The sequence below is a fragment of the Pseudooceanicola aestuarii genome, from assembly GCF_010614805.1.
Classification (GTDB): domain Bacteria; phylum Pseudomonadota; class Alphaproteobacteria; order Rhodobacterales; family Rhodobacteraceae; genus Pseudooceanicola; species Pseudooceanicola aestuarii.
In genome coordinates, this window is record NZ_JAAFZC010000006.1 from 1 (window position 1) to 21299 (window position 21299).

At 66.3% G+C, this 21299-nt stretch carries 19 protein-coding genes; 18 read left to right on the forward strand and 1 reads right to left on the reverse strand.

Features of this window, described 5'->3' with window-relative positions; all coding sequences use genetic code 11:
- The 13 genes from G5A46_RS18905 to G5A46_RS18965 all read left to right on the forward strand — a co-directional run.
- Positions 1–1485: hydantoinase/oxoprolinase family protein (locus G5A46_RS18905; RefSeq protein ID WP_163852076.1), on the forward strand; the 1485-nt coding region annotated here is incomplete at its 5' end.
- 28 nt (positions 1486–1513) lie between these two features.
- Positions 1514–2551: a TRAP transporter substrate-binding protein gene (locus tag G5A46_RS18910; protein ID WP_163852078.1), complete on the forward strand. Its 1038-nt coding sequence runs from the start codon at positions 1514–1516 to the stop codon at positions 2549–2551.
- A complete protein-coding gene (locus G5A46_RS18915) occupies positions 2548–3168 on the forward strand; it encodes a TRAP transporter small permease subunit (RefSeq protein WP_163852079.1) in 621 nt (206 codons plus the stop codon). The genes G5A46_RS18910 and G5A46_RS18915 overlap by 4 nt, the downstream gene beginning before the upstream one ends.
- Positions 3168–4451 carry a TRAP transporter large permease gene (locus G5A46_RS18920; RefSeq protein WP_163852081.1) on the forward strand — a complete coding sequence of 428 codons (1284 nt, stop codon included), beginning with the start codon at positions 3168–3170 and terminating at the stop codon, positions 4449–4451. Before G5A46_RS18915 ends, G5A46_RS18920 begins: the two co-directional genes overlap by 1 nt.
- A 245-nt stretch (positions 4452–4696) precedes the next feature.
- Complete coding sequence (locus tag G5A46_RS18925; RefSeq protein ID WP_204318812.1) at positions 4697–5311, forward strand: hypothetical protein; 615 nt, start codon at positions 4697–4699, stop codon at positions 5309–5311.
- 262 nt (positions 5312–5573) lie between these two features.
- The gene (locus tag G5A46_RS18930; RefSeq protein ID WP_163852085.1) at positions 5574–5924 is read left to right on the forward strand and encodes an Hpt domain-containing protein; all 351 of its coding nucleotides are present in this window, start codon (positions 5574–5576) and stop codon (positions 5922–5924) included.
- Between the two features lie 24 nt (positions 5925–5948).
- Positions 5949–7892 carry a cellulose biosynthesis cyclic di-GMP-binding regulatory protein BcsB gene (locus G5A46_RS18935; RefSeq protein ID WP_163852087.1) on the forward strand — a complete coding sequence of 648 codons (1944 nt, stop codon included), beginning with the start codon at positions 5949–5951 and terminating at the stop codon, positions 7890–7892.
- Between the two features lie 6 nt (positions 7893–7898).
- Positions 7899–9812 carry a glycosyltransferase family 2 protein gene (locus G5A46_RS18940; protein WP_163852089.1) on the forward strand — a complete coding sequence of 638 codons (1914 nt, stop codon included), beginning with the start codon at positions 7899–7901 and terminating at the stop codon, positions 9810–9812.
- Positions 9809–11218 carry a hypothetical protein gene (locus G5A46_RS18945; RefSeq protein ID WP_163852090.1) on the forward strand — a complete coding sequence of 470 codons (1410 nt, stop codon included), beginning with the start codon at positions 9809–9811 and terminating at the stop codon, positions 11216–11218. Before G5A46_RS18940 ends, G5A46_RS18945 begins: the two co-directional genes overlap by 4 nt.
- Before the next feature lie 10 nt (positions 11219–11228).
- On the forward strand, positions 11229–12161 hold the full coding sequence (locus G5A46_RS18950) for a response regulator (RefSeq protein ID WP_163852092.1): 933 nt from the start codon (positions 11229–11231) through the stop codon (positions 12159–12161).
- 3 nt (positions 12162–12164) lie between these two features.
- Complete coding sequence (locus tag G5A46_RS18955) at positions 12165–14162, forward strand: ATP-binding protein (RefSeq protein WP_163852094.1); 1998 nt, start codon at positions 12165–12167, stop codon at positions 14160–14162.
- Positions 14159–14566 carry a response regulator gene (locus G5A46_RS18960; RefSeq protein ID WP_163852095.1) on the forward strand — a complete coding sequence of 136 codons (408 nt, stop codon included), beginning with the start codon at positions 14159–14161 and terminating at the stop codon, positions 14564–14566. The genes G5A46_RS18955 and G5A46_RS18960 overlap by 4 nt, the downstream gene beginning before the upstream one ends.
- The gene (locus G5A46_RS18965; RefSeq protein ID WP_239521111.1) at positions 14566–15270 is read left to right on the forward strand and encodes a hypothetical protein; all 705 of its coding nucleotides are present in this window, start codon (positions 14566–14568) and stop codon (positions 15268–15270) included. The genes G5A46_RS18960 and G5A46_RS18965 overlap by 1 nt, the downstream gene beginning before the upstream one ends.
- A gap of 16 nt (positions 15271–15286) precedes the next feature.
- Here the strand turns inward: G5A46_RS18965 and G5A46_RS18970 are convergent, their stop codons facing one another.
- A complete protein-coding gene (locus G5A46_RS18970; protein ID WP_163852097.1) occupies positions 15287–16297 on the reverse strand; it encodes a permease in 1011 nt (336 codons plus the stop codon).
- A 95-nt stretch (positions 16298–16392) separates the two neighbouring features.
- Between G5A46_RS18970 and G5A46_RS18975 the strand changes: the two genes are divergently transcribed.
- The 5 genes from G5A46_RS18975 (at position 16393) to G5A46_RS18995 (ending at position 21236) form a co-directional block, all read left to right on the forward strand.
- On the forward strand, positions 16393–17253 hold the full coding sequence (locus G5A46_RS18975; protein WP_163852098.1) for a LysR family transcriptional regulator: 861 nt from the start codon (positions 16393–16395) through the stop codon (positions 17251–17253).
- A gap of 207 nt (positions 17254–17460) precedes the next feature.
- Positions 17461–18393, forward strand: coding sequence for an iron-siderophore ABC transporter substrate-binding protein (locus G5A46_RS18980; RefSeq protein ID WP_163852101.1), 933 nt, complete (start codon positions 17461–17463; stop codon positions 18391–18393).
- A complete protein-coding gene (locus G5A46_RS18985; RefSeq protein WP_204318813.1) occupies positions 18390–19415 on the forward strand; it encodes a FecCD family ABC transporter permease in 1026 nt (341 codons plus the stop codon). The genes G5A46_RS18980 and G5A46_RS18985 overlap by 4 nt, the downstream gene beginning before the upstream one ends.
- On the forward strand, positions 19412–20419 hold the full coding sequence (locus tag G5A46_RS18990; RefSeq protein WP_163852103.1) for a FecCD family ABC transporter permease: 1008 nt from the start codon (positions 19412–19414) through the stop codon (positions 20417–20419). Before G5A46_RS18985 ends, G5A46_RS18990 begins: the two co-directional genes overlap by 4 nt.
- Complete coding sequence (locus tag G5A46_RS18995; protein WP_163852105.1) at positions 20412–21236, forward strand: ABC transporter ATP-binding protein; 825 nt, start codon at positions 20412–20414, stop codon at positions 21234–21236. Before G5A46_RS18990 ends, G5A46_RS18995 begins: the two co-directional genes overlap by 8 nt.
- Positions 21237–21299 lie beyond the last annotated feature (63 nt).

The window sequence follows — 21299 nt, forward strand, 5'->3', positions numbered from 1 at the left end:
ACCACGGTGGTGAATGCCTATGTCGGCCCGATCGTGAAGCTGTACATGGAACGGCTGACCGGTCGGCTGAACCAGGCGGGCTATGACGGCCCGCTGTTCATCATCCTGTCCCATGGCGGGGTCACGCGGGTCGACAAGGCGATTGCCCTGGCCGCCGGCACCTGCCTGTCCGGTCCCGCTGGCGGCATTGCCGGGGCACGGGCCTGCGCCCGCATGATCGACGCCCCGGATGTCATCCCCTTTGACATGGGCGGCACCTCGACCGAGGTGTCGCTGATCACCGGATCCGAAATCGCCCTGACGTCGGAACGCGGCCTGGCGGGCGAACGCATCGCCCTGCGCAGCTTCGACATCCTGTCGATCGGGGCGGGCGGCGGCTCCATCGCGCGGATGGACCCGGAAAGCGGCTTTTCCGTTGGTCCGCAATCCGCAGGGGCACAGCCGGGCCCGGCCTGTTTCGGGCGCGGCGGTCAGGAGGTCACGGTGACCGATGCAAACCTTGTGCTGGGATACCTGGGCACCGGGGCGCTGTCCGGCGGATCGCGTGACCTGGACCTGGAGGCCGCGCAGACGGCGATGGACCGGCTGGCGGGCGAGATGGGCCTGGACCGCATGGCCACCGCCGAAGGGGTGCGCCGCCTGATCAACATCCGCATGGCGGATGGAATCCGCATGATGACCCTGCGCCGGGGCGTCGATCCGCGCGGATACACGCTGCTGAGCTTTGGAGGGGCCGCCGGGCTTCACTCCGTGGACGTGGCCCGCGAGATGGATATCAGCCGGGTGGTGGTGCCCACCGTTGCCTCCGTCCTGTCCGCCTGGGGGATGCTGGCCTCCGACCTGCGGACAGAGGCGACGCGTTCCCGGCCCATGGATGCCACCGGCCTGACGGACCCGGCGATCCGCGCCGTCCTCGCCGAGCTGGAGGCGGAGGCCCGGGCACAGATGCCCGAGGCCCTGGCCCTGGATTTGCGCGCCGAACCTTCGGCAGAAATGCGCTACGGCGAGCAGATTTTCGAAATCGACGTACCGCTCGACGGGTTGGATCTGGCCGCACCGGGACTGGCCGAAGCTGTCCGCCAGCGATTCCATGCCCGTCACGAAGCGCTTTATACCTACGCCTCGCCCGAGCAGGAGGTGGACCTGGTCAATGCCCGTGTCGCAGTTGTCGGCGCGGTGGAACGGGGCGATATGGCGCGGCGCCTCGCCCCCGCCGACGGTCCCGCCCGGCCGGTCGCGTCCCGGCCCGTCTGGCAATCCGGCACACAGGCCGGGATCGCCGTCTACGACCTGGCGATGCTGGCCCCCGGTCATACGCTCTCCGGTCCCTGCATGGTGGTCTCCGAAACCACCTCCGTCCTGTTGGGGCGCGGCGACAGGGCACGCCTGACGGATCATGGCTGGCTGGACATCACCGTTGCGCCGAAATCCGTAGCCGCCAGCGCCGCCACCGAAACGATTCATAATCAACCGGCCCCAGTTTAGAACGGCCACCAAACAGGGAGACTTCCTCATGACATTTCTCAAAAGCGCAGCAACCGCCGCCCTTCTGGCCACCGCCTGCGGCACGGCACAGGCCCAGACCCAACTGAACGTTGTGGCCCCCTGGTCCAGCCTCAACGCCTATGGCGCCGTGGAGCAACCCTTCTGGACCAAGGACTTTCCGGCCGCGACCGGGGGCGACCTGACGGCCAAACTGTCGAATTACTCGGAGCTGGGCCTTGGCGGGGCCGAATTGCTGCGCCTGGCCTCCATGGGGGTTTTCGACGTCGCCCATATCGTGGTCGGCTACTCGGTCTCCGACGATCCGGTGATCGAGGGGATCGAACTGGCCGGTGTCATTCAGGACATGGACACCCTGCGCCAGGCGGTGGATGCCTACGAGGCGACGATGACCACCGACCTCGCGGAGCAGCACAACCTTGTCTACCTGGGCATGTACCCCAATCCCAGCCAGGTGATGTATTGTTCGGAGCCGGTGACCGGCCTGGATGAATTCGCCGGCAAGAAGATCCGCTTCTATGGCTCCTCCATGAACGATTTCATCGAAGCCGCCGGCGGAACCGGCATTGGCGTGCCGCTGGCCGAGGTCGTCCCCGCCCTGCAACGCGGCGTCGTCGATTGCGCCTTTACCGGCACGCTGACCGGCTATTCCTTCAAGTTTCCCGAAGTCACCAGCGATCTTTACGGTCTGCGCCTTGGCTGGGGCCTGACATTCATCGCGGCCAACAAATCCACCTTCGACGGGCTGAGCGCGGAGCAGCAGGACGCCCTGCGCAGCGGTGCCAAGACACTCGAAGGGCAATTGTGGGATCTGGCGCGGATCGATGACGCGGCCGGGATCGCCTGCAACACCGGCAACGGCGAATGCCCCTACGGGGAGCCGGCCGCGATGTCCTTCGTGCCGGTCTCCGAGGCGGACGACGCCCGCCGCCGCGACCTGCTCGAGGAGGAGATCCTCAAGAACTGGGCCGCCCGTTGCGACGCGGCCTGCATCGCCAACTGGAACGAGACGGTCGGCGCGCTGACCGGTCTGACCGCCGTTAAATGAGCGATCCGGCGCAAAAAGTTCAGGGGCGAGCGCCCCTGACCACCGCCTTTGACGAGGCGCTGCGCCAATTGGCCCATGGCATGGTGCTGACCGCTGGCGCGGCCACGTTGACCATGGGCCTGCTGGTCGCGACGGATGTGCTGTGGCGTGCGCTCAGCGGGCGCAACCTGGGCGGGGTGGACGAGATCGCCGGCTACCTCTTTGCCATCGGGGTCAGCTGGTCGCTGGCCTCGGCCTTTCATGCCCGCGCCCATATCCGGGTCGACATTCTCTATCGCAAGCTGACCTTCGTGCCGCGTCTGGCGCTGGACATCTCGGCAATGCTGTCGCTGCTGATCGTGGCCGGGTTCCTGACCTACAGCAGCTGGCTTGTGCTCACCACCTCCTGGACGCGCGATGCGCATTCGGCCTCCTCCCTCCAGGTTCCGCTGGTCGTGCCGCAGGCCATCTGGATGCTGGGCATTCTCGTCTTTCTGGCGGCGCTGCTGACCGCGCTGGCGCGCAGCTTCGCCGATCTCCTTGCGGGCCGTGCCGTCTCCGTCATCGCGCGCCACGGCGTGCCGACGCCGGATGAGGAAGCCCGCGACGCCGTGTTGCAATCCCGAGGAGACGGCTGATGTTTGCCCAGACCTTTGCCATTCTGCTGGGCCTCGTGGCCATTTCCATGCCGATCGCCGCCGTGCTGCTGATCACCGGGCTGGTGATGGGCTGGCTGCATTCGCCCATGCCCCTGCATGTCGCGGGGTCCGAAATCTTCTGGAAAGTGGCCAATGAATTCACCCTGACGACCATCCCGCTGTTCGTCATGCTGGGTGAGTTGCTGCTGCGCGCCGGCGTGGCGGAGCGCATGTACGCGGCGACGGCACTTTGGCTGAACCGGCTGCCCGGCGGGCTGCTGCATGCCAATATCGCGGCTTCCACCCTGTTTTCCGCGACCTCCGGGTCATCCGTTGCCACCGCCGCGACGATCGGCACCGTCGCCCTCCCCGAAATCGAACGGCGCGGCTACAACGAGCGGCTGTTCCTGGGCTCTCTGGCGGCGGGCGGGACGCTGGGGATTCTGATCCCGCCGTCGATCCATCTGATCCTCTACGGGATGATGACACAAAGTTCGATCCCGCAGCTTTATTCGGCGGCGCTGGTGCCGGGCCTTCTTCTGGCGCTGATCTTCGGCGGAATTGTCATCCTGACCTGTCTGTTGCGCCCCTCCATGGGCGGTCAGCGGATCGCGGCAACCTGGAGCCAGCGCCTGCGCAGCCTGCCTTCGATCCTGCCGATCATCGGCCTGTTCCTCGTCGTGGTCGGTTCGATCTATGCCGGCATCGCCACCCCGACGGAGGCGGCGTCCCTCGGGCTGGTTTTCACCCTGATCCTGGCTGCCTGCTACCGGCGGCTTTCGATCCAGATGCTGAAGGAGGCCTTTACCGGCACCATGCGGACCACGGCGATGATCATGCTGATCGTGATGGTCTCGTATTTCCTCAACTTCATCCTCTCTTTCCTGGGCATCCCGCAGGCTCTGACCAGGTTGGTCGGAGAGCTGGGCCTGTCACCGACGGGCACGATCCTGATCATCGTGGTGTTCTTCGTGGCGCTTGGCTGCTTCATGGAAAGCCTGTCGATGCTGGTCACGATGACCCCGCTGGTGGCGCCGATCGTGTTCTCTCTGGGCTATGATCCGGTGTGGTTCGGCGTCCTGCTGATCGTGTTGCTCGAAGTGGCGCTGATCACGCCGCCGGTCGGCATCAATCTCTACGTGGTGCAGGCCATCCGGTCGCGCGGCGGCATAGGGGATGTGATGATCGGCGCGCTGCCTTTCGTGGTCGCGATGTTCGGCCTGATCGGCCTGCTGGTGGCCTTCCCCGAGATCGCCCTTTGGCTTCCTTCTCTCCTTGAGTGATCGGTGCGCCATCGCCGATACGGGACCAGCCAACCGGTGAGCATCACGTCCGGCGGGCGGGCGGGCACGATCAGGGCAAGGCGGTCAGCGATCTGGCCGCCTGCCTGCATTTTGGCGCTTTTCAACCGGAATGTCGTCTGTATAGATACATACTTACGATAATCTAAATGATGTATATCGCCTGCGGCGACGTGACGGGGCGATACGTTGTCAGGGAAGGGGCAGAACGCTTCATGATCAGGTCAATGCGGTTGATCCTTGTCTCCCCGTTGTCGCGGAAAGTGCTTGCGGGTATCGGTGGCGGTGTCGGCTTCTTTGCCAACCTGGCGGAAGTCGTCGCCCTGGCTGGCGCGGTTTGGGCGTTTGTCCATCCCGGTGACGTGGCGCGCATGGCCGTGGGGTTCGAACAGCACCTGATCGCGGCGCGCCAGGATCTTGGCCTTATCGCGGAAAAGGCGGAACAGATCGAGGACAACACCGGCCGAACCGCTGACAACACGCGTCGGCTGGCCGATGCAATTCCCTACTGGCTCGTGTTCGAAACCCCGCCCACCTACCGGCTCCTCCCGTCCGCTGCGGGGCCTTACCGGTATTCCTTCGTCCTGCAAAACCCCTCCGTTTTTCCCATCGATCTGGAAGTGGAGGTGCGATCCGATGGCAAGGTCGTGGCGCGGGACACGCTCATGGTCATGCCGCTGGAAGACGAGGGGGTGAATTGGTCGGCAAAGGATCAGTCCGAACAGATCACGATTTGCCTGACCGGCACGTCCGACGCGTTGGACGGTCCGTTCTACGAACAACGCATCTATGGCGATGATGTCAGCCTGGCCCGTGGCTTCGCGCCCATCCCGGGCTGCTAGGAAAGGCGCGGTTGCGCGCTTCGTCGCCCCCTGCCCCGCCCCCGGGCAAACATGTGGCCAAGTCGCACCGCTGCTCAACGCTTCAGCCCTGGAGGTCTTGCCGCTACGGGCAAAACATCCGAAGGTCAGGGGGCACGAAAACGATGACAGTCAATTCAACGGCAGGATGCAAAGCCCCGACCGCCACGCATGACCCCGCATCCGCACCGGGCGCGGCCTGCGGCTTCGAAGCTGTGACAGACCTTCCGGGAGGATGGCCGCCATGACCAACGCAAGCGAGGACTTTTCACAACGCGTTGCGAAGATTCGCGCCCGTTTCATGGAGGGCGTCCCCGCACGATTGAACGCCATCCGCGATGTAGTACATTGCGCCGAAAGTACCGATCCGCACGAAACCCAGCTGCGCAAGGCGCATCGCCTGTTGCACGACATGGCCGGCAGCGCCGCGATGCTGGACTTGCCCGAAATTGAAGGTGCCGTACGGAGAGCACTGGACATTGCAGAGAGCGCCGATGCAAAGAACACGCCTTTCGATCACGCGGATCTGTTGATCATCGACACCGCGCTATCGGAGATTCTCGCGGCGGTGGCGCCGGACCCCTCCCGAAGCTAGCCCCAGCAAAAGGATGACAATCGAGTGGCTCTTGCCAAGATCCTCATAGGCGCCCTCGCCTGCACGCCCCTCGCCGCATTTGGCCAGGATGCCGAAATCTCAACGGCTTCGCGCCCTGCGGCCACGACCAGCGCAGAGACGATCAGCCGCACGATCACGCTGGCGGACCTCGGCTTCGGCAACGGCCTGTCCTTTCGGCAGCTGTCAGGGCAAACCACCGTCTTCATCCCCGTCCCCGACACCGCCCCCCTGCGCGGCGGGACCATCACGCTGGACATCACCCATGGCGCCACGGTCGCGGTGGATCGCTACTTGCAGGTGTCCGTCGGCGGCCGGCCGGTGGCGACACATTCGCTGGGCAATCGCGCCGAAACGTTCAGTCTGCCGGTGGATTTCGACGCCGCGGCGGTGTCGGGCGGGTTTCTGGCCGTCGGGCTGACCTATTCCGGGGCCTTCACCGATCGGGTCTGCGTGGACGAACGCGCCTCGGGCGATTTCCTGGATATCTCCCCACGCTCTGCCGTGACGCTCGACCTGGATCGTGACGGCATCCTGTCCCCGGCGCTGTTCGCCGGGTTCCGTCCCGCCGACATGCGCGTGACCCTGCCGGATCAGGCCTCCCTTGGGGGGTTGGCGGCGGCGACACGGGCCGCGGCACTCTTCGGGGCGGAAACCGGCGGCGTGCGGTTCGGGACGGCACCGGGCAACAACGGACAGGACTGGACCGAAGGCCATGTGCAGCTGGAGGTTGCGACCTCCGGCGTGCAAGCCGAAATGCAGGTCACGCCCGATGCGGATTTCCCCGCCCTGCGGGTGCGGGGCACCGATCCGCAGCTTGGGCTGTGGCAACTGGCCTCCGGCTGGGCAGGGCTGGCGGGTGGAGAGACGGCGATCACCACGGCGATCTCGGACGCGGGCCCGGATGATGGCCTGCTGCCGCTTTCGGCTCTGGCGGCGGACCTGACGCCGCGCAATGTGGTCTCGACCGAGGACGTGCTGATTCCGTTCCAATCCTCCGATCTGCCGGCGGGCAAGACCGTCGACGCGGTCAACCTCGTGGTGGCGGCAGCGCTGGATGCGGAGGGGCGCGGCGCGACCGCCTCGGTCTATCTGAACGACACCCTGCTGGGGAACCGTCCGCTGCCCAGTGGCGCGCCCGAGCGGTTGAACTTCGACGTGCCGTCGGGGCTGATCGGCCGGGACAACCAGCTGCGCGTGTCGATCCAGCGCCAGCCCTCCGGCGGCGAATGCCGGTTCAAGCCGCAGGGTTACCCGGCGCAGGTGCTGCCGGGCAGTGCGCTGCGCCTGGCCGATGCCGATGTGCACGATGGCCATTTCTTCGGTCTGCGGCAGGAATTCGGCGCAGGCGTGCAGGTCGTTCTCGATCCTGCGCTTGGCCTTGACCTCGAAACGGCGCTGCCGTGGATTGCCGGGGTCGCGGGCAGCATGATCCCCGACCGCGCGTCCATCCTGCCGCGCGCCAGCGTTGCGGCGATCGAGCCGGGGCTGCCCTTCTTCGTCATTTCCGCCACCAACCCCGGTGACGCCGAACCGGCCATCACCTTTGACGCCGGCGCGGTGGAGATCCGCAACACCGACGCGGAGGTGATCTTTGCCGGCGACGCTCTGGATCGGCTGGGCGTGGCCCAGATTGTCACGCGGGGCGAACAGCCGGGCCTGTGGCTGCGTCCGGGCAACGGGCCAGCGCCGGAACCCACCGCGCGGAACCCGCTGGTCCTCAATCGTGGCGATCTGGCCCTGCTCGGACAGGAGGGCGTGATCGTCGCCACCTCCACCCGGATCAACCCGGTGCTGGATGTGGTCTATCCCGACCGCACCAGCCTGGCCCAGATCTTCGCCAAGTACCGGCCCTGGATCGTTGGCGGGGCGTGGGTTCTGCTGACGTTGATCGTACTGATCGTCTTCCAGCGCATCTACCGGAACCGGCGCAGCGGGCCGGGCGGCTGACCCTGAATGCAGCTGGATGCGGAAAGCCACGCCATCGGGACGCTGCTGCTGGAGCGTGGCGCCCTGACGGCGGAGCAGCTCGATGCGGCGGAGGAGCTGGCAGAACGCTGGAACCTGTCACTGGTGCAGGTTCTGCTGTCGCGGCGCTGGCTGACCACCCAAGAGCTGTACACGCAGATCGCCATCTACCACGATCTGCCGCTGGTCGATCTGGAGGACACGCCCGCCGATGCCGAACTGGTGCGGCGGTTCGATCCGGCTGAGTTGAACCGCTTTACCACGATCCCGATCGGCGAAAGCGACGGGACCGTCACGGTTGCAACCTCGCGCCCCGGACCGCGCACCCTGCTGCATATCCGCGACACCTATGGCACGCGGACCCGGATCGTCGTGGCTTCGCACCTGCAAGTCTCCGCCGCGCTGCAACAGGCGTTCCGCGACCAGCATTCGCACGAGGCGGTCTATGCGCTGGCAGAGCTGGATCCCGACATGTCCGCGCAGCAGGTGGTGACGCCGCCGCAGGTTCTGGTGATCTACCTGCTGCTGTCGGCGCTGCTGTTGGGGCTGGCTTTTGCACCAATCGCCACCCTGATCGTACTGAACGTCTGCCTGACGGTGTTCTACACCGGGAATTTCCTGTTCAAGGGGCTGCTGGTCTGGGTCGGCGGCGCCGCACAGGAAACATCGTCGCGCGCCATCGCGGCCGAAGCCCAGATCCTGCGCGACGAGGATCTGCCGGTCTATACCGTGCTGGTGCCCATGTTCCGCGAACCGGAGGTGCTGCCGATCCTCGCGCAGGCGCTGCGGAACCTGAATTATCCGCTGGCCAAGCTCGACATCAAGATCGTGCTGGAGGAAGGCGACCACGAGACCATCGAAGCGGCGGAGCGGCTGGACCTGGAAGGCGTGTTCGAAATCGTGCGCGTCCCGGCTTCGCACCCGCAGACCAAGCCGAAGGCCTGCAATTTCGCGCTGCGCTACGCCCAGGGCGACCTGCTGGTGATCTTCGATGCCGAGGACAAGCCCGAACCGGATCAGCTGCGCAAGGTTGTCGCCGCCTTCAACCAATCCACGCCCAACACGGCCTGCATCCAGTGCCGTCTGAACTATTACAACGCGCGCGAGAACTGGCTGACGCGGATGTTCACGCTGGATTATTCGCTGTGGTTCGACCTGATGCTGCCGGGCCTGGAAAAGATGCGCATCCCGATCCCGCTGGGCGGCACGTCGAACCACTTTCGCATGGATGTGCTGCGCGAGCTGAACGCCTGGGATCCGTTCAACGTGACCGAAGACGCCGACCTGGGCATCCGCCTGACCCAGAAGGGCTATCGCGTCGGGGTGATCGACAGCACCACCTTCGAGGAGGCCAACGTCTCCATTCCCAACTGGATCCGGCAACGCTCCCGCTGGATCAAGGGCTACATGCAGACTTTCCTGGTGCATTCGCGGCGGCCGGTGCACCTGTGGAACTCGGTCGGGGCGGCGGGCGTCTTCGGGTTCGTCTTCTTCATCGGCGGCACCGTGCTGTCGGGTCTGCTGAACCCGGTGTTCTGGGCGATCTTCGGGCTGTGGATGGTGTTCGGATCGGTGGCCATCGAACCCTATTTCCCCCTGCCGGTGCTGTATCTGTCGCTGATCAACCTGCTGGCCGGCAACGGGCTGCTGATCTACCTGACCATGGTGGCGCCATTCCGGCGACGATGGACGGATCTTGCGCCCTGGGGCGTCACGGTGATCGGCTATTGGGTGCTGATGACCATCGCGGCCTACAAGGCGCTGTGGCAGCTGATCTCCAACCCGTTCTACTGGGAAAAGACCCAACACGGCCTGTCCAAACATACCGCCAGTGAACTTGCCGGCGCCGAGGCGGAAAGCCTGGGTCCGACCGGCAGCCTGCCGCAGGATGTGGGCACATGACCCGCAGCGCCGTCTGGCTGGCCCTGGCCCTGCCGCTGTTCGCGGGCCTCCTGCTCTGGCTGGGCTGGACCCAGGCGCATGGCTTCACCTCCCCCGCCGTGACCGAGCTGTGGGCCAAGGCGATCGTGCAGATCGACGGCTCGGGCCAATTCGCCGCTTCGGATGCGTTCTATCCGCCGGTGCCCTTCGCGCTGACCCTGCTGATCCAGTCGTTGCCCGGCCAATCCGCCGCGCCCGGACCCATCGTGCTGTCGGCCCTGCTGGGGGCCACGATCCTGTTGCTTTGGTTCCGCAACCTGCGGCGCGTGGCGGGAATCTCCCTGCCCGGCAGCCTGGTGACGGTGGCCCTGCTGGGACTGAACCCCGTCTTCCTGCGCGCCCTGGCCGACGGTCCCGAGACGATGCTGACCCTGCTGGGCACCTGGCTGTTCGCCCGGGGCATCGTGAACCTGCGCCTGACCGGGAACGCGCCCGACATGATGAAGGTCGCCGTAGGGCTGCTGACCGTGGCGCTGTCCGACAGCTACGGGCTGATGATCAGCCTGGGCGCGGTGCCGTTCCTGATCGTGGCCGCGCGCCCCAGCATGATCGCGACCTCCTCTTTCGGCTATCTCTTCGCGATGTTCTACCCGGTGGCGGCGGCCGTCGGATCGCTGATTTTCGTCAGCTTGATCTTCAACAGCGCGCTGGTGCCGCAATTGCTGGAACAGCCCTCGCCCGTGCCGCTGGCCGAACATCTGCTGATCCTGTCGGGCGTCGTCCCGGTGGCGCTGATGGTGGCGTTCCGGCATATCCTGATGCCGCGCCTGTTCATGCCCATCGTGGCGGCGGTGGGCACGGTGCTGGGCGCCTACGTATTGAACATCTTCTTCAACGTCGAAGGCGACCCGCTGATCGCCATCGTGCCGATGCTGGGCGTGGTGGTGGCCGGCCTGCGGTTCTGGCCGCCGGTTCGATTGCGCGAGCCGCTCATCATCGTCATGCTGGCATTCAACCTGATGCAATCTGTCCTGGTGGTCAGCAACACGTCGGTGGCCGAAACCCGCGACTGGCTGCAAGCGAGCCTGGGGCGCAGTTCGGATGCCGACGACCCCACCCGCCAGGCCGCGCAATTCCTGAGGGACAAGGACGGCATCATGCTGGACGTGGAACGCAATCCCGCGATGGTGGTCGCCATCGGCACGGCGGACCGCCTCGTGACCTCGGGGCAACCGGCCTATGACTGGGCACTGGAGGGCGGCGTGCCGCAGGCGCCTTATATCGTGGTTCCGAAGGTGACAGAGGGTGCACCGGCGGCGGATCGCGTGCTGCGCCGCTTCCCGGAGCTGCACCACGATCGCCTTGCCGGCTATGACGAGATTTACGGCAACAGCCGTTGGCGTGTATTCGGGAAGACAGGGTTCTAGGGGGTTCCAGATGGCACATCGCATCATGTCCGTGGACGATTCGGAGATCGCGCAGGAGTTCATCCGCGCCGCGCTGTCCGACATCGGCTACGAAAATCTCGTCAGCTTCCTGAACCCGCTGGAGGCGTTCGAAGCCCTGTCCAGCGGGCAGGAAACGGCGGACCTGATCCTTGTCGACGTGATGATGCCCGAGATCGACGGCGTCGAACTCTGCGCGCGCATTCGCGGGGTAAAGGATCTTGTGGACACGCCGATCATCATGCTGACCAGCCGCACCGACATGGAGACCCTGAACCATGCCTTCCTGGCCGGGGCGAACGATTATGTGACCAAGCCGTTCAACCGGATCGAACTTCAGGCCAGGATGCGCAGCTGCCTGCGGCTGAAATCCGAACTCGACCGGCGGCATTCCGGCGGGGGGCACCGCCGGGCGCCCAGGGTGCCGGTCGCCGAAATGACCGAGGTTCTCAACAACAAGGCGGGATTTCAGGCGGCGCTACAGGCGGTCCCGGCCGCCGTGCACCACCGGTTCGGGCTGACGGTGTTCCGCGTGGTCGGGCTGCATGAAGCGGCGGACCGCACGCCCTCCGAAAGCGCCGAGATCTACGGCAGCATCGGCGGCCTGCTGGGCGCGGTGCCGGTGCCCGCGCGCGACATCTTCTGCCATTGGGACAAGGATCTGTTCTGTCTCGCCACCCTTGACGCAACCGAGGACAGCATGCGCCGGACCGCTCAGACCTTCATCGACGCCGTGAGCCAGGTCAGGCTGTCCTACCGGGAAAGCTGGGCCAAGATACCCTTGGCCCTGTGTGCAACTCTGGTTCTGCCCGGCAAACTGCCCCCGGCCTCGGCACTTGGTCAGGGGATCGCGGCAGCTGAACGTTTTGCGAATACGGCCGGGCCTGGCATCCAGGTCACGTCCCCTGTTGCGGTAGGTAACTGACCCATGGCACGCCCGGATTATTACCCAGAGGCGGACTTCGCCGTCGACCGCCGGTCCAGAACGCAGTTCCGGCTGCTGATGATCACGGTTGTCCTGGTCTTCCTGGCGGGGATGTTCCTTCTGGCCTGGACCGATCACCGCAGGTCCGCGGCGCGGGCCCATCAGCAATTGGGATATTTCGCCGAATTGTTCCAGCAATCGCTGGAGGCCTCGCTCAATATAGCCAACCTGAAGATGTGGGCGATGATCGACGACATCTCCTATGTCCCCTTCCGCCAGACCGAAAATGTCGATGACATCTACGGGCGCCGTCTGCGCCGCACGGTAGAGGACGTGCCCCAGATTGACAGCCTGCTGCTGATCGATACCGAAGGCACGGTCATGTGGTCGACGACCGAAGTGATGGTGGGCTTGAACCTGGCCGACCGCGCCTATTTCCAGAAAGCGATCACCATGTCGCGCGGGGAATTCACGGTGGGATCACCCATCAATTCGCGTGGTACGGCGCGTCGGCTGACCCCCATCGCCTGGCCCATCATCAGCTCCGCCGGTGAACTTCGGGGGATCTTCGTCTCCTCCCTCGGGGAACCCTACTTCGCCGAACTGCTGAGCCTTCAGGGCGTGGAGGACGACATGATCGTGCGGATCGTCACCGCCGACGGGGCAACGGCCTTTGCCACCGGAACTGACGGCCTCGCCGATCCCGGCAGGCTGATGACCGCCAGCCGCCCGATCGGCGCGCTTGGCCTGGAAATCCAGGTCAGCCGGTCGCGCCGGGCGGTCCTGCGCAATTACTGGGACCGCACGCTGGCCTTCGGGTTCATCGCCACGCTGCTGTTCTTCACCGTTCTGCTGTCGGCGATCCGGGCGCGGTCGCAATCGGTGATGCTGGCCGCCGGCCTGAAACGCTCGGAGCAGGATCGGCTGAAGATCCAGACGACGCAGCGCGAATTCGACGCGATCTTCGAGAATGTGGGCGACGGTATCGTGGTGTTCGACGACATCGATACCCTGCACCGTTCCAATCTGGCCGCGCGGCGGTTTCTGGACGTGGACGACGACGAATCCGCCGTGCACCGCCTGCGCGAGCGGCTGCCGCCCTTCGCCGATATTCCCAAGGAAACGGCCGTCTATCCCCTGAACCTCGCACCGCGCGATCCCGGTGGGCCCCCCCAGCGGTTGCAATGCCGGGTCATGAAGCTTCACCTGTACGGCACCGACATCGCCTATTGCGTGCTGGAAGACATCTCCGCCGAGGAACGCCTGGCGGAGACGCGGATGTCCTTCGTCACCTCGGTGAACCACGAGTTGCGCACCCCGTTGACCTCGCTGTCCGGCGCGCTGGACCTGCTGCGGGCCCGGTTCGAGGCCGAACTGCCGGCGGGCGCGAAGAAACTCGTCAACATGGCCGCCCGCAATGCCGACCGGCTGCTGGTGCTGGTCAATGACATCCTGACGCTGCAAGCCATCGACCAGCAGCAATTGTCGATCAACCGCGAACCCGTCGCCGTGGCGGAAGCGCTGTCCGAAGCCGTGACCACCAACACCGGTTATGGCGTCGGGCGGGATGTCTCCATCGCCGCCGATCCTTTGCCGACGGGTGAAGATCCCGTGCTGCTGCTGGACCGGGTGCGGCTGCAACAGGTCCTGGCCAACCTGATTTCCAACGCGATCAAGTATTCGCCGCCGGGCTCACAGGTCCGTATCGGTGCCGAGATCCACCCGCGATCCGTCCGGTTCTACGTCAGCGACACCGGCCCCGGCATTCCCGAGGATGCGCTCGACCGGCTGTTCGACAGGTTCACCAAGCCGGTGCACGGGCATGACATCCAGGTCAGCGGCACCGGGCTGGGACTCGCCATCACCCGCGAGCTCGTCCATCGTCAGGGCGGAGAAATCACCGTCGAATCCCGCGCGCAAGCCGATGGCGCCAAGGACAGCGGAACGACCTTTCACGTCAGTTTTCAGCGCCAATCCGGCACGGAGGGCCAAACAGCATGAGAATTCTGTTCGTCGACGACGAAGCCGACATCCGGGAACTGATCGAAATGGCGGTCATGATCGAAGACGACATCGAGGCGACCTTTGCCGGGACTGGCCTTGAGGCGCTGGCCCTGCTGGAAACGCAGGTCTTCGACATCCTGTTCCTGGACGTGATGATGCCACCCCCCGACGGTCTGGCCGTATTGCGGGCGGCGCGCGCCAATACGGACCAGGGCGACGCGATCATCGTCATGTGCACCGCCCGCACCTCTGCGGAGTCAGAGGCCGAATTTCGCGCGCTCGGCGCTGATCACATCCTGCACAAGCCGTTCAAACCTCTGAAACTCGCCGAGTACATCCGCTCCATTTCCAGGTCCTCCGTCCCGTCGCGGGACAGCTGGTCCGCCCGGAAACCGCTGTGATGCTGCTGCTGAAACGTTGCATTCGACCGCGCATTGCGATGAACCCGCTGGCGCTTGCCGCAGTGGCGCTGCATCTTCTTGTCCCGTCCGGGGCGCAGGCCAATGCCTGGCAGCGTGAGGAGGGCAAGTCGTTTTTGTCGTTTTCCCTCCAGTCCACGGTCGACGGGCCGGATTTCGGGCAGAATGCGTCGCTCTATTACGAATACGGTCTGACCGAGGCGCTGACCCTCGGCGTCGATGCCGGGCACAACCTAGAGACCGGCGACAGTTTCGGCATCGTCTTTCTTCAGACGCCGTTGCCGCTTTCGGCGGGGCCGGATCTATTCGCCGCCGATCTTGGTGTCGGCGTCGCCGAGGTCGCGGACGCCCGCCGTGCCGTGCTGCGCCCCGGCCTGGCCTGGGGCCGATCCTACCAGGCCGCCTGGGGCAACGGCTGGATGGGGATCGAGGCAAACTACGCCCTCTACGAAGGCGGGGAGAGCCTTGGAAAGGTCGATACCACCTTCGGCATCAACCACGCCAATGGCTCGCTCAGTATCGGGCAATTGCAATTCTCCGCCCCTTCCGGCGGAGACAGCACCATTGCCCTTGCGCCGTCCCACGTCATCAAGCTGTCGGACAGCAGTTTCCTCGAACTGGGCGGGGTCCACGAATTCCGCAACGATGTCACGACCCTGAAACTGGGGATGTGGACCGCGTTCTAGGGCACATCCCGAACATTCAGAGAAAGGCGCCGAACCCCCAGCCTGCCAAGGTCGCGCCCACCAGCGCCAGCGACAGGTACAACAGGAACGGCCGGATCTTCAGCACCGGAAAGATCGCCATGGCGCCCCAGATGCTGACCGCCCCGCCGGAGACAAGAAAGGCCAGTGCCGCGCCCGGCGCCATGCCGTGGTCCAACATCGCGCGGGTCAGCGGCAGGGCGGCGAACCCGTCCAGATAGGCCGGCGCCCCGACAATTACGGCCAGCGGCACGGCCCACCAGCTTTCCGGTCCCAGGTAGAGGGCAAGGGCCGTCGGGCTGAGCGCCGCGTTCAGCCAGTATTCCGCCGCGAAGGCCGGCACCAGGCAGAGGATCACCAGCCGGGAGGTGGCCACGGTTTCGCTCTGGAACCTGCGTCGTCTCGCGGGCTCTTTCCAGAAGGCGAGCCGGAAGCCGTCCGGGCGACAGCCCGCGCCTGAACCGTGCAGGGAGGGTGCGAACCGCGTCTGTCGCAACGGGCTGGCGGTCCACGCCACGGGCGCTGCAAGCGTGGCCAGACCGGCGAATACACCCAGGCCAAACGCGGCAAGGGTCTTGGCCACGGCAAATCCTGGGCCAAGGGTTGCGATGGTCGCCGCCAACATCGCCGGGTCCGTGATCGGCGAGGCCAGCCAGAACGCCATGACCGGGGCCAGTGGCACCCCGGAGGCCAGAAGCCCCGCCATCAATGGCAGGACCGTGATCCCGCAGACCGGCGTGAAGGCCCCCACGACAGAGGCCGCAAGGATCGCCTGGTAGCGCCTCCCCTCAAACACCCGCGCCACATGCGCCGACGCGCCACTGGCCATCACCCAGGCCGCAAGGAGAATTCCGGGGACCACCAACGGGGCAACGTCCATCAGACCCTGGAAGACAAAGCCCAGGGTTTCCAGAATGGCGCCGGGCCAGGCGAGAAACAGGCCAAGAGAGGCCACGAAGGTAATGGCCATGGCACCGCCGGTGGATGCGGACAGGACGCGTTTGATCATCAGGGGCTCCGTTCCGGGTGCCCGCATCTATGGCGCAAGAAAAGGTATCGTTGAAACGAATAGTACAAATAGCAAGCATAAGATAAACTGGTGGGATGAGACAACTCGACAGCGATCTCCTGCGATCTTTCCTTGCGGTTGCCGATGCCGGAAGCATGACCGGAGGCGCGCAGCAGGTGCATCGCTCCCAATCCGCCGTTAGCTTGCAGATCGGCCAGCTCGAAGAGTTGCTGGGCACGCCGGTCTTTCTGCGACATGGGCGGGGTGTCCACCTGACCGAAGCCGGAGAGACGCTTCTGACCGCAGCGCGGCAGGTCGTTCAGATTCTGGATCGCACACGGGCCGAAATCGGCGGCAAGGGCCTTGCCGGTCGGCTGCGGCTGGGCATACCGGAGGAGCATGGCACGGGCCACCTGCCGACCATCATCGGCCGGTTCGCCCGCCGCCACCCCGAAGCGGAGGTGATGGTGCGATCCGCGAACAGCAGCGCGTTTCCAGCCGCGCTGGCCTCCGGGCAACTGGACATGGCCATCCACGACGTCGAAACCGTGACAGAGCGCATGACCTTGCTGCGGGACGTGCCCCTGGGCTGGGTCGGCAGTAGATCCCATCCGCTGCCCCCGGTCGGCACGGTGCCGGTGGCGCTTTTTGACAGCGCCTGCTGGTGGCGGGCCGCAGCGGTTCGGTCGCTGGAAAAATGCGAACGCGACTACCGCGTGGTCCTCACCAGCGAAAGTTCGGGCGGCATCGCCGCGGCGATCGAGGCCGGTATCGCCATAGGTCTGCTGGATTGTTCAAACTTGCCGAAGGCCCTCGTCCCGCTTGCCCCCATCGCGGGGCTGGCGGCACCGTCCCCCTCGAAACTCGTGCTCGAAATGGCGGCCGTGCCCTCCAGTCCACTGGCCAAGGCGATGGCGGAAACCGTCATCCGCTCCTACCGGGAAAAGGCCCCATAGCCCCCGCCGGACCCGGTTGACGTGATCCGCCCTCTCGGCCCGGAAACCGGCCAGGAGGCGGCAGGTCAATCGTGGAGGGGCCGGCCCAGCCGCGCCATGCGTCGGATTGCCCTGCCGGTTGACAAGTGGGGGGCCTGTCCGCTCTATGCGGGCAGCTGCGGCGCCCCGCCTTGAGCCAGAAACCGAACCGACCGGGATGCTCAGGCGATGTTCAGAACTCAGGCTCTTGCCCTTCTTTTTTCCGTCCTGCTGCCGGGGCTGGCGCAGGCCTGCGACGGGCGGCTGATCGAAGATCCGGCCATCTACAACGCCCCCCTCTGCCTGCCCGCCGAACCGCAGCGGGTGGTGGTGCTGGACGCCAGTTTCGGCCTGGGAATTGCGCTGGATGCCGGGCTGGCCGTGGTCGGCGCACCGCTGGACCTGATGAGCGACGCGACCCTGAAATCCCGCGCCGAGGCGGCGGGCGTCACCTCCATCGGGCTGGTGACGGAACCCAGCCTGGAAACCATCGTGGCCCTGCAACCGGACCTGATCCTCGGCTTTACCGGATCCGAATCCATGGCCTCCGGCATCTATCCGATGGCCGCACAACTGGCGCCGACGATGCTTTATACCTCGCTCGACTGGGCCGAATTCTACCGGCTGCTGGGCGGGCTGACGGGACAGCAGGCCGAGGTCGAGGACGCCCTGGCCGCCTTCGAGGTCCGGCTGGCCGATCTGCGGGACCGGATGCCCGAAACGACGGTCTCGGTGCTGCGGATCACCTCCTGGGATTTTCAGGTCTACATGGACAGCCCCGTGACCTATGCCCCGTTCGAGATCATGCGCCGCGCCGGGGTTCACCGCAGCGCCTACGAGACGACGGATGATCCCTCCCTGGCCATGAAACGCCCGGATTGGGAAGAACTGGCCCGGCTGGACGGGGATATCCTGTTGTATATCGTGGGCGGCACCAATGCCTCTGCCACCGACGGGCGGCACGAGGAGGTGCTGGGCAACCCGCTTTGGCAGATGCTGCCCGCGGTTCAGGCCGGGCGGGTGCACCGCATTGATCCTGCGGTCTGGATGGAGTTCAGCGGCCTGGCGTCGGCCCATCGCGTGCTGGACGATCTGGAACGCTATGTGATCGGCCAGCCTTGACCCCTGGCGCCCGGAACGAGGCGTATCGGCTCGGCGCCCCTCGCAATGGCGCGATCCTGATCCTGCTGATGCTGATGTTGATCGCGCTGGCACTTTGGTCGCTGACCATCGGCGCCACGGAGATCACCCCGGTGGAGGTTCTGCGCGCCTTCACCGCGCCCGAGGGGCGTCGCGCAGATATCGTCCTGCATGACGTCCGCCTGCCCCGTATGGCCGCCGCCCTGATCATCGGCGCCTTGCTGGCCGTGGCGGGGGCGATCATGCAGGCTGTCACCGGCAACCCGATGGCCGACCCGGGACTTCTGGGGGTCAATGCGGGCGCGGCGTTCGCCGTGGTGCTGGCCATTGCCCTGGCCGGTATCACCGCAACCGGAACGCTGATCTGGATCGCCTTCGCCGGGGCCGGGCTGGCGGCCGGGGCGGTCTACGGTCTGGGGGCAGCCGGCCGCAGCGGCGCCACCCCGGTGAAACTGGTGCTGGCCGGTGTCGTCGTCGCCAGCTTCCTGACCGCGCTGACAACCGCGGTGATGGTGGTAGATGCCCAGACCTTTGACGTGGTGCGCCTGTGGACCGCCGGATCGGTCAAGGGCCGGCAGATGCAGGATATCCTGGCCGTCCTGCCCCATGCGCTGGTCGGGCTGGTCCTGGCGCTGGCGTTGCGGGGGCAATTCGACGCTCTGGCCCTGGGCGCGGATGTGGCCAGCGGGTTGGGCCAGTCGCAGGCGCTGTGGCGGCCGATTGCGGCGCTGTTGGTGGTGGTGCTCGCGGGAAGCGCCGTGGCTCTGGCCGGGCCGGTGGGATTTGTCGGGCTGGTGGTGCCGCATATCGTGCGTCTGTCGCTGGGCGGCGATTACCGGCGATTGCTGCCGGTGGCGGCGCTGGTCGGGGCGGGGCTGACGCTGTTGGCCGATACTCTGCCGCGCGCGCTCTGGGGACGTGACATGCCGGTGGGCATCACCCTGGCACTGATCGGCGCGCCGGTCTTTGTCTGGCTGGCCCGGCGCGCCGGGGGCGCGGCATGAGGCCTCCGGTGCCGCCCACCCGCACCGGCCTGCGGCTGAGCGTGCTGGCGCTGATACTGGCCTTGGCCGGGGTGGCGGCGCTGGCGATCGGCGATCAGCCGATCCGCCCCGTCAACGTGCTGGGTGCCCTGACAGGTCTGGAGGGTACGCCCGCCGTGGCCCGGATCATCGTGCTGGACCTGCGCCTGCCCCGGATCGTGCTGGCCCTGCTGGTCGGCGCGGCGCTGGCCATAGCGGGGACGGCGATGCAGGCGCTGATGCGCAATCCGCTGGCCGAACCGGGGATCCTGGGCATAAATTCCGGCGCCGCGCTTGCCGCGATGGTGGTGATCGTCGGGCTGGGAGCGGTGCCGGAAACCGCCCTGCCCGTCCTGGCGTTCGCCGGCGCGCTGGCCATGACGCTGGCGATCTACGGGCTGGCCTGGCGGTCGGGAGTGACCTCGTTGCGGATCATCCTGATCGGGATCGGGTTGGGGTCGCTGGCGGGGGCGGGCGCGACCTTTCTGTCGGTCTTCGGCCCGGTGGCGGAAGTGCAGCGCGCCATGATCTGGCTGGCCGGATCGCTGAACGACAGCCGCTGGCCCAAGGTCTGGTGGCTGCTTTGCACCGGTCTGCCCGCAACCGTGATGATCGCGGCGCTGTCCCGCGACATGGATCTGATCGGATTGGGGGACGATGTCGCGCGCGGACGCGGCCAGCGCGTTCAGCTGGTGCAGGGGGCGATCATCCTGGCTGTCGCCCTTCTGGCTGGGGGCGCGGTCGCCGCTGCCGGGCCCATCGCCTTTGTCGGGCTGGCCGCGCCGCATGTGGCGCGCAGGCTGGTGGGGCCCGGTCACGCCGCGCTGATCCCCGGTGCCGCGCTGGCCGGGGCGCTGCTGCTGGTGCTGGCGGACCTGCTGGCCCGGCGCGCCATGGCCCCGGCGCAACTGCCCGTCGGGCTGACCACCGCGCTGCTGGGCGCCCCGTTCTTTGGCTATCTGCTGTGGAAAAGACGCAATGACTGACACTTCCTCGCCCCGTCCCGCATCCGGGCTGCGCGCCGAGGCGCTGACCCTCGGATACGGCTCCGACCCGGTGGTGACCGGCCTCGACCTGCGGATTCCGCCCGGTGCCTTCACCGGGTTGCTGGGGCCGAACGGGTCGGGGAAATCCACCCTGTTGCGCGCGCTGGCCCGGCTGCATCCGCCCCGGCGCGGCGCCGTGCTGCTGGACGGCACGCCGCTGCGCGAGATGGGCGCGCGGGCGCTGGCCCGGCAGGTCGGGTTGTTGCCCCAGGGTGCCACCGCGCCCGAGGGCCTGAACGTGACGGACCTGGTGCGGCAGGGGCGCTATCCCCACCGCAGCCTGTTGGGCCGTTGGACCCCGGCGGACGAAGCCGCAGTGGCGCACGCCATGGACCGCGCCGCCATCACCGATCTGCGCGAACGTCCACTTGACGCCCTGTCGGGCGGGCAGCGGCAACGGGTCTGGATCGCCATGGTCCTCGCGCAGGACGCGCCGATCCTGCTGCTGGACGAGCCGACGACCTATCTGGACCTGGCCCACCAGATCGACCTGATGGAGCTGATCCGCGATTTTGTCGAACAGCAGAACATGACCATCGTCGCCGTGCTGCACGATCTGAACCAGGCCGCGCGCTATTGCGATCACCTGGTGATGCTGAAGGGCGGCCAGATCGTGGCGCGCGGCGATGTCACCACGATTTTCCGGCCCGACATGATCGAACCGGCCTTTGGTGTGGCGGTCGATGTGCTGACGGATCCGCGCAGCGGACGCCCCTATGCCCTGCCCCGCGGGCGCAGTGGTGCATTTCGGTCATAGGTGGCGTCAAATCCCCGCAGGCGGGTGTGTTTTTTCACGAAACCCGTTTCCTGACTAAAACAC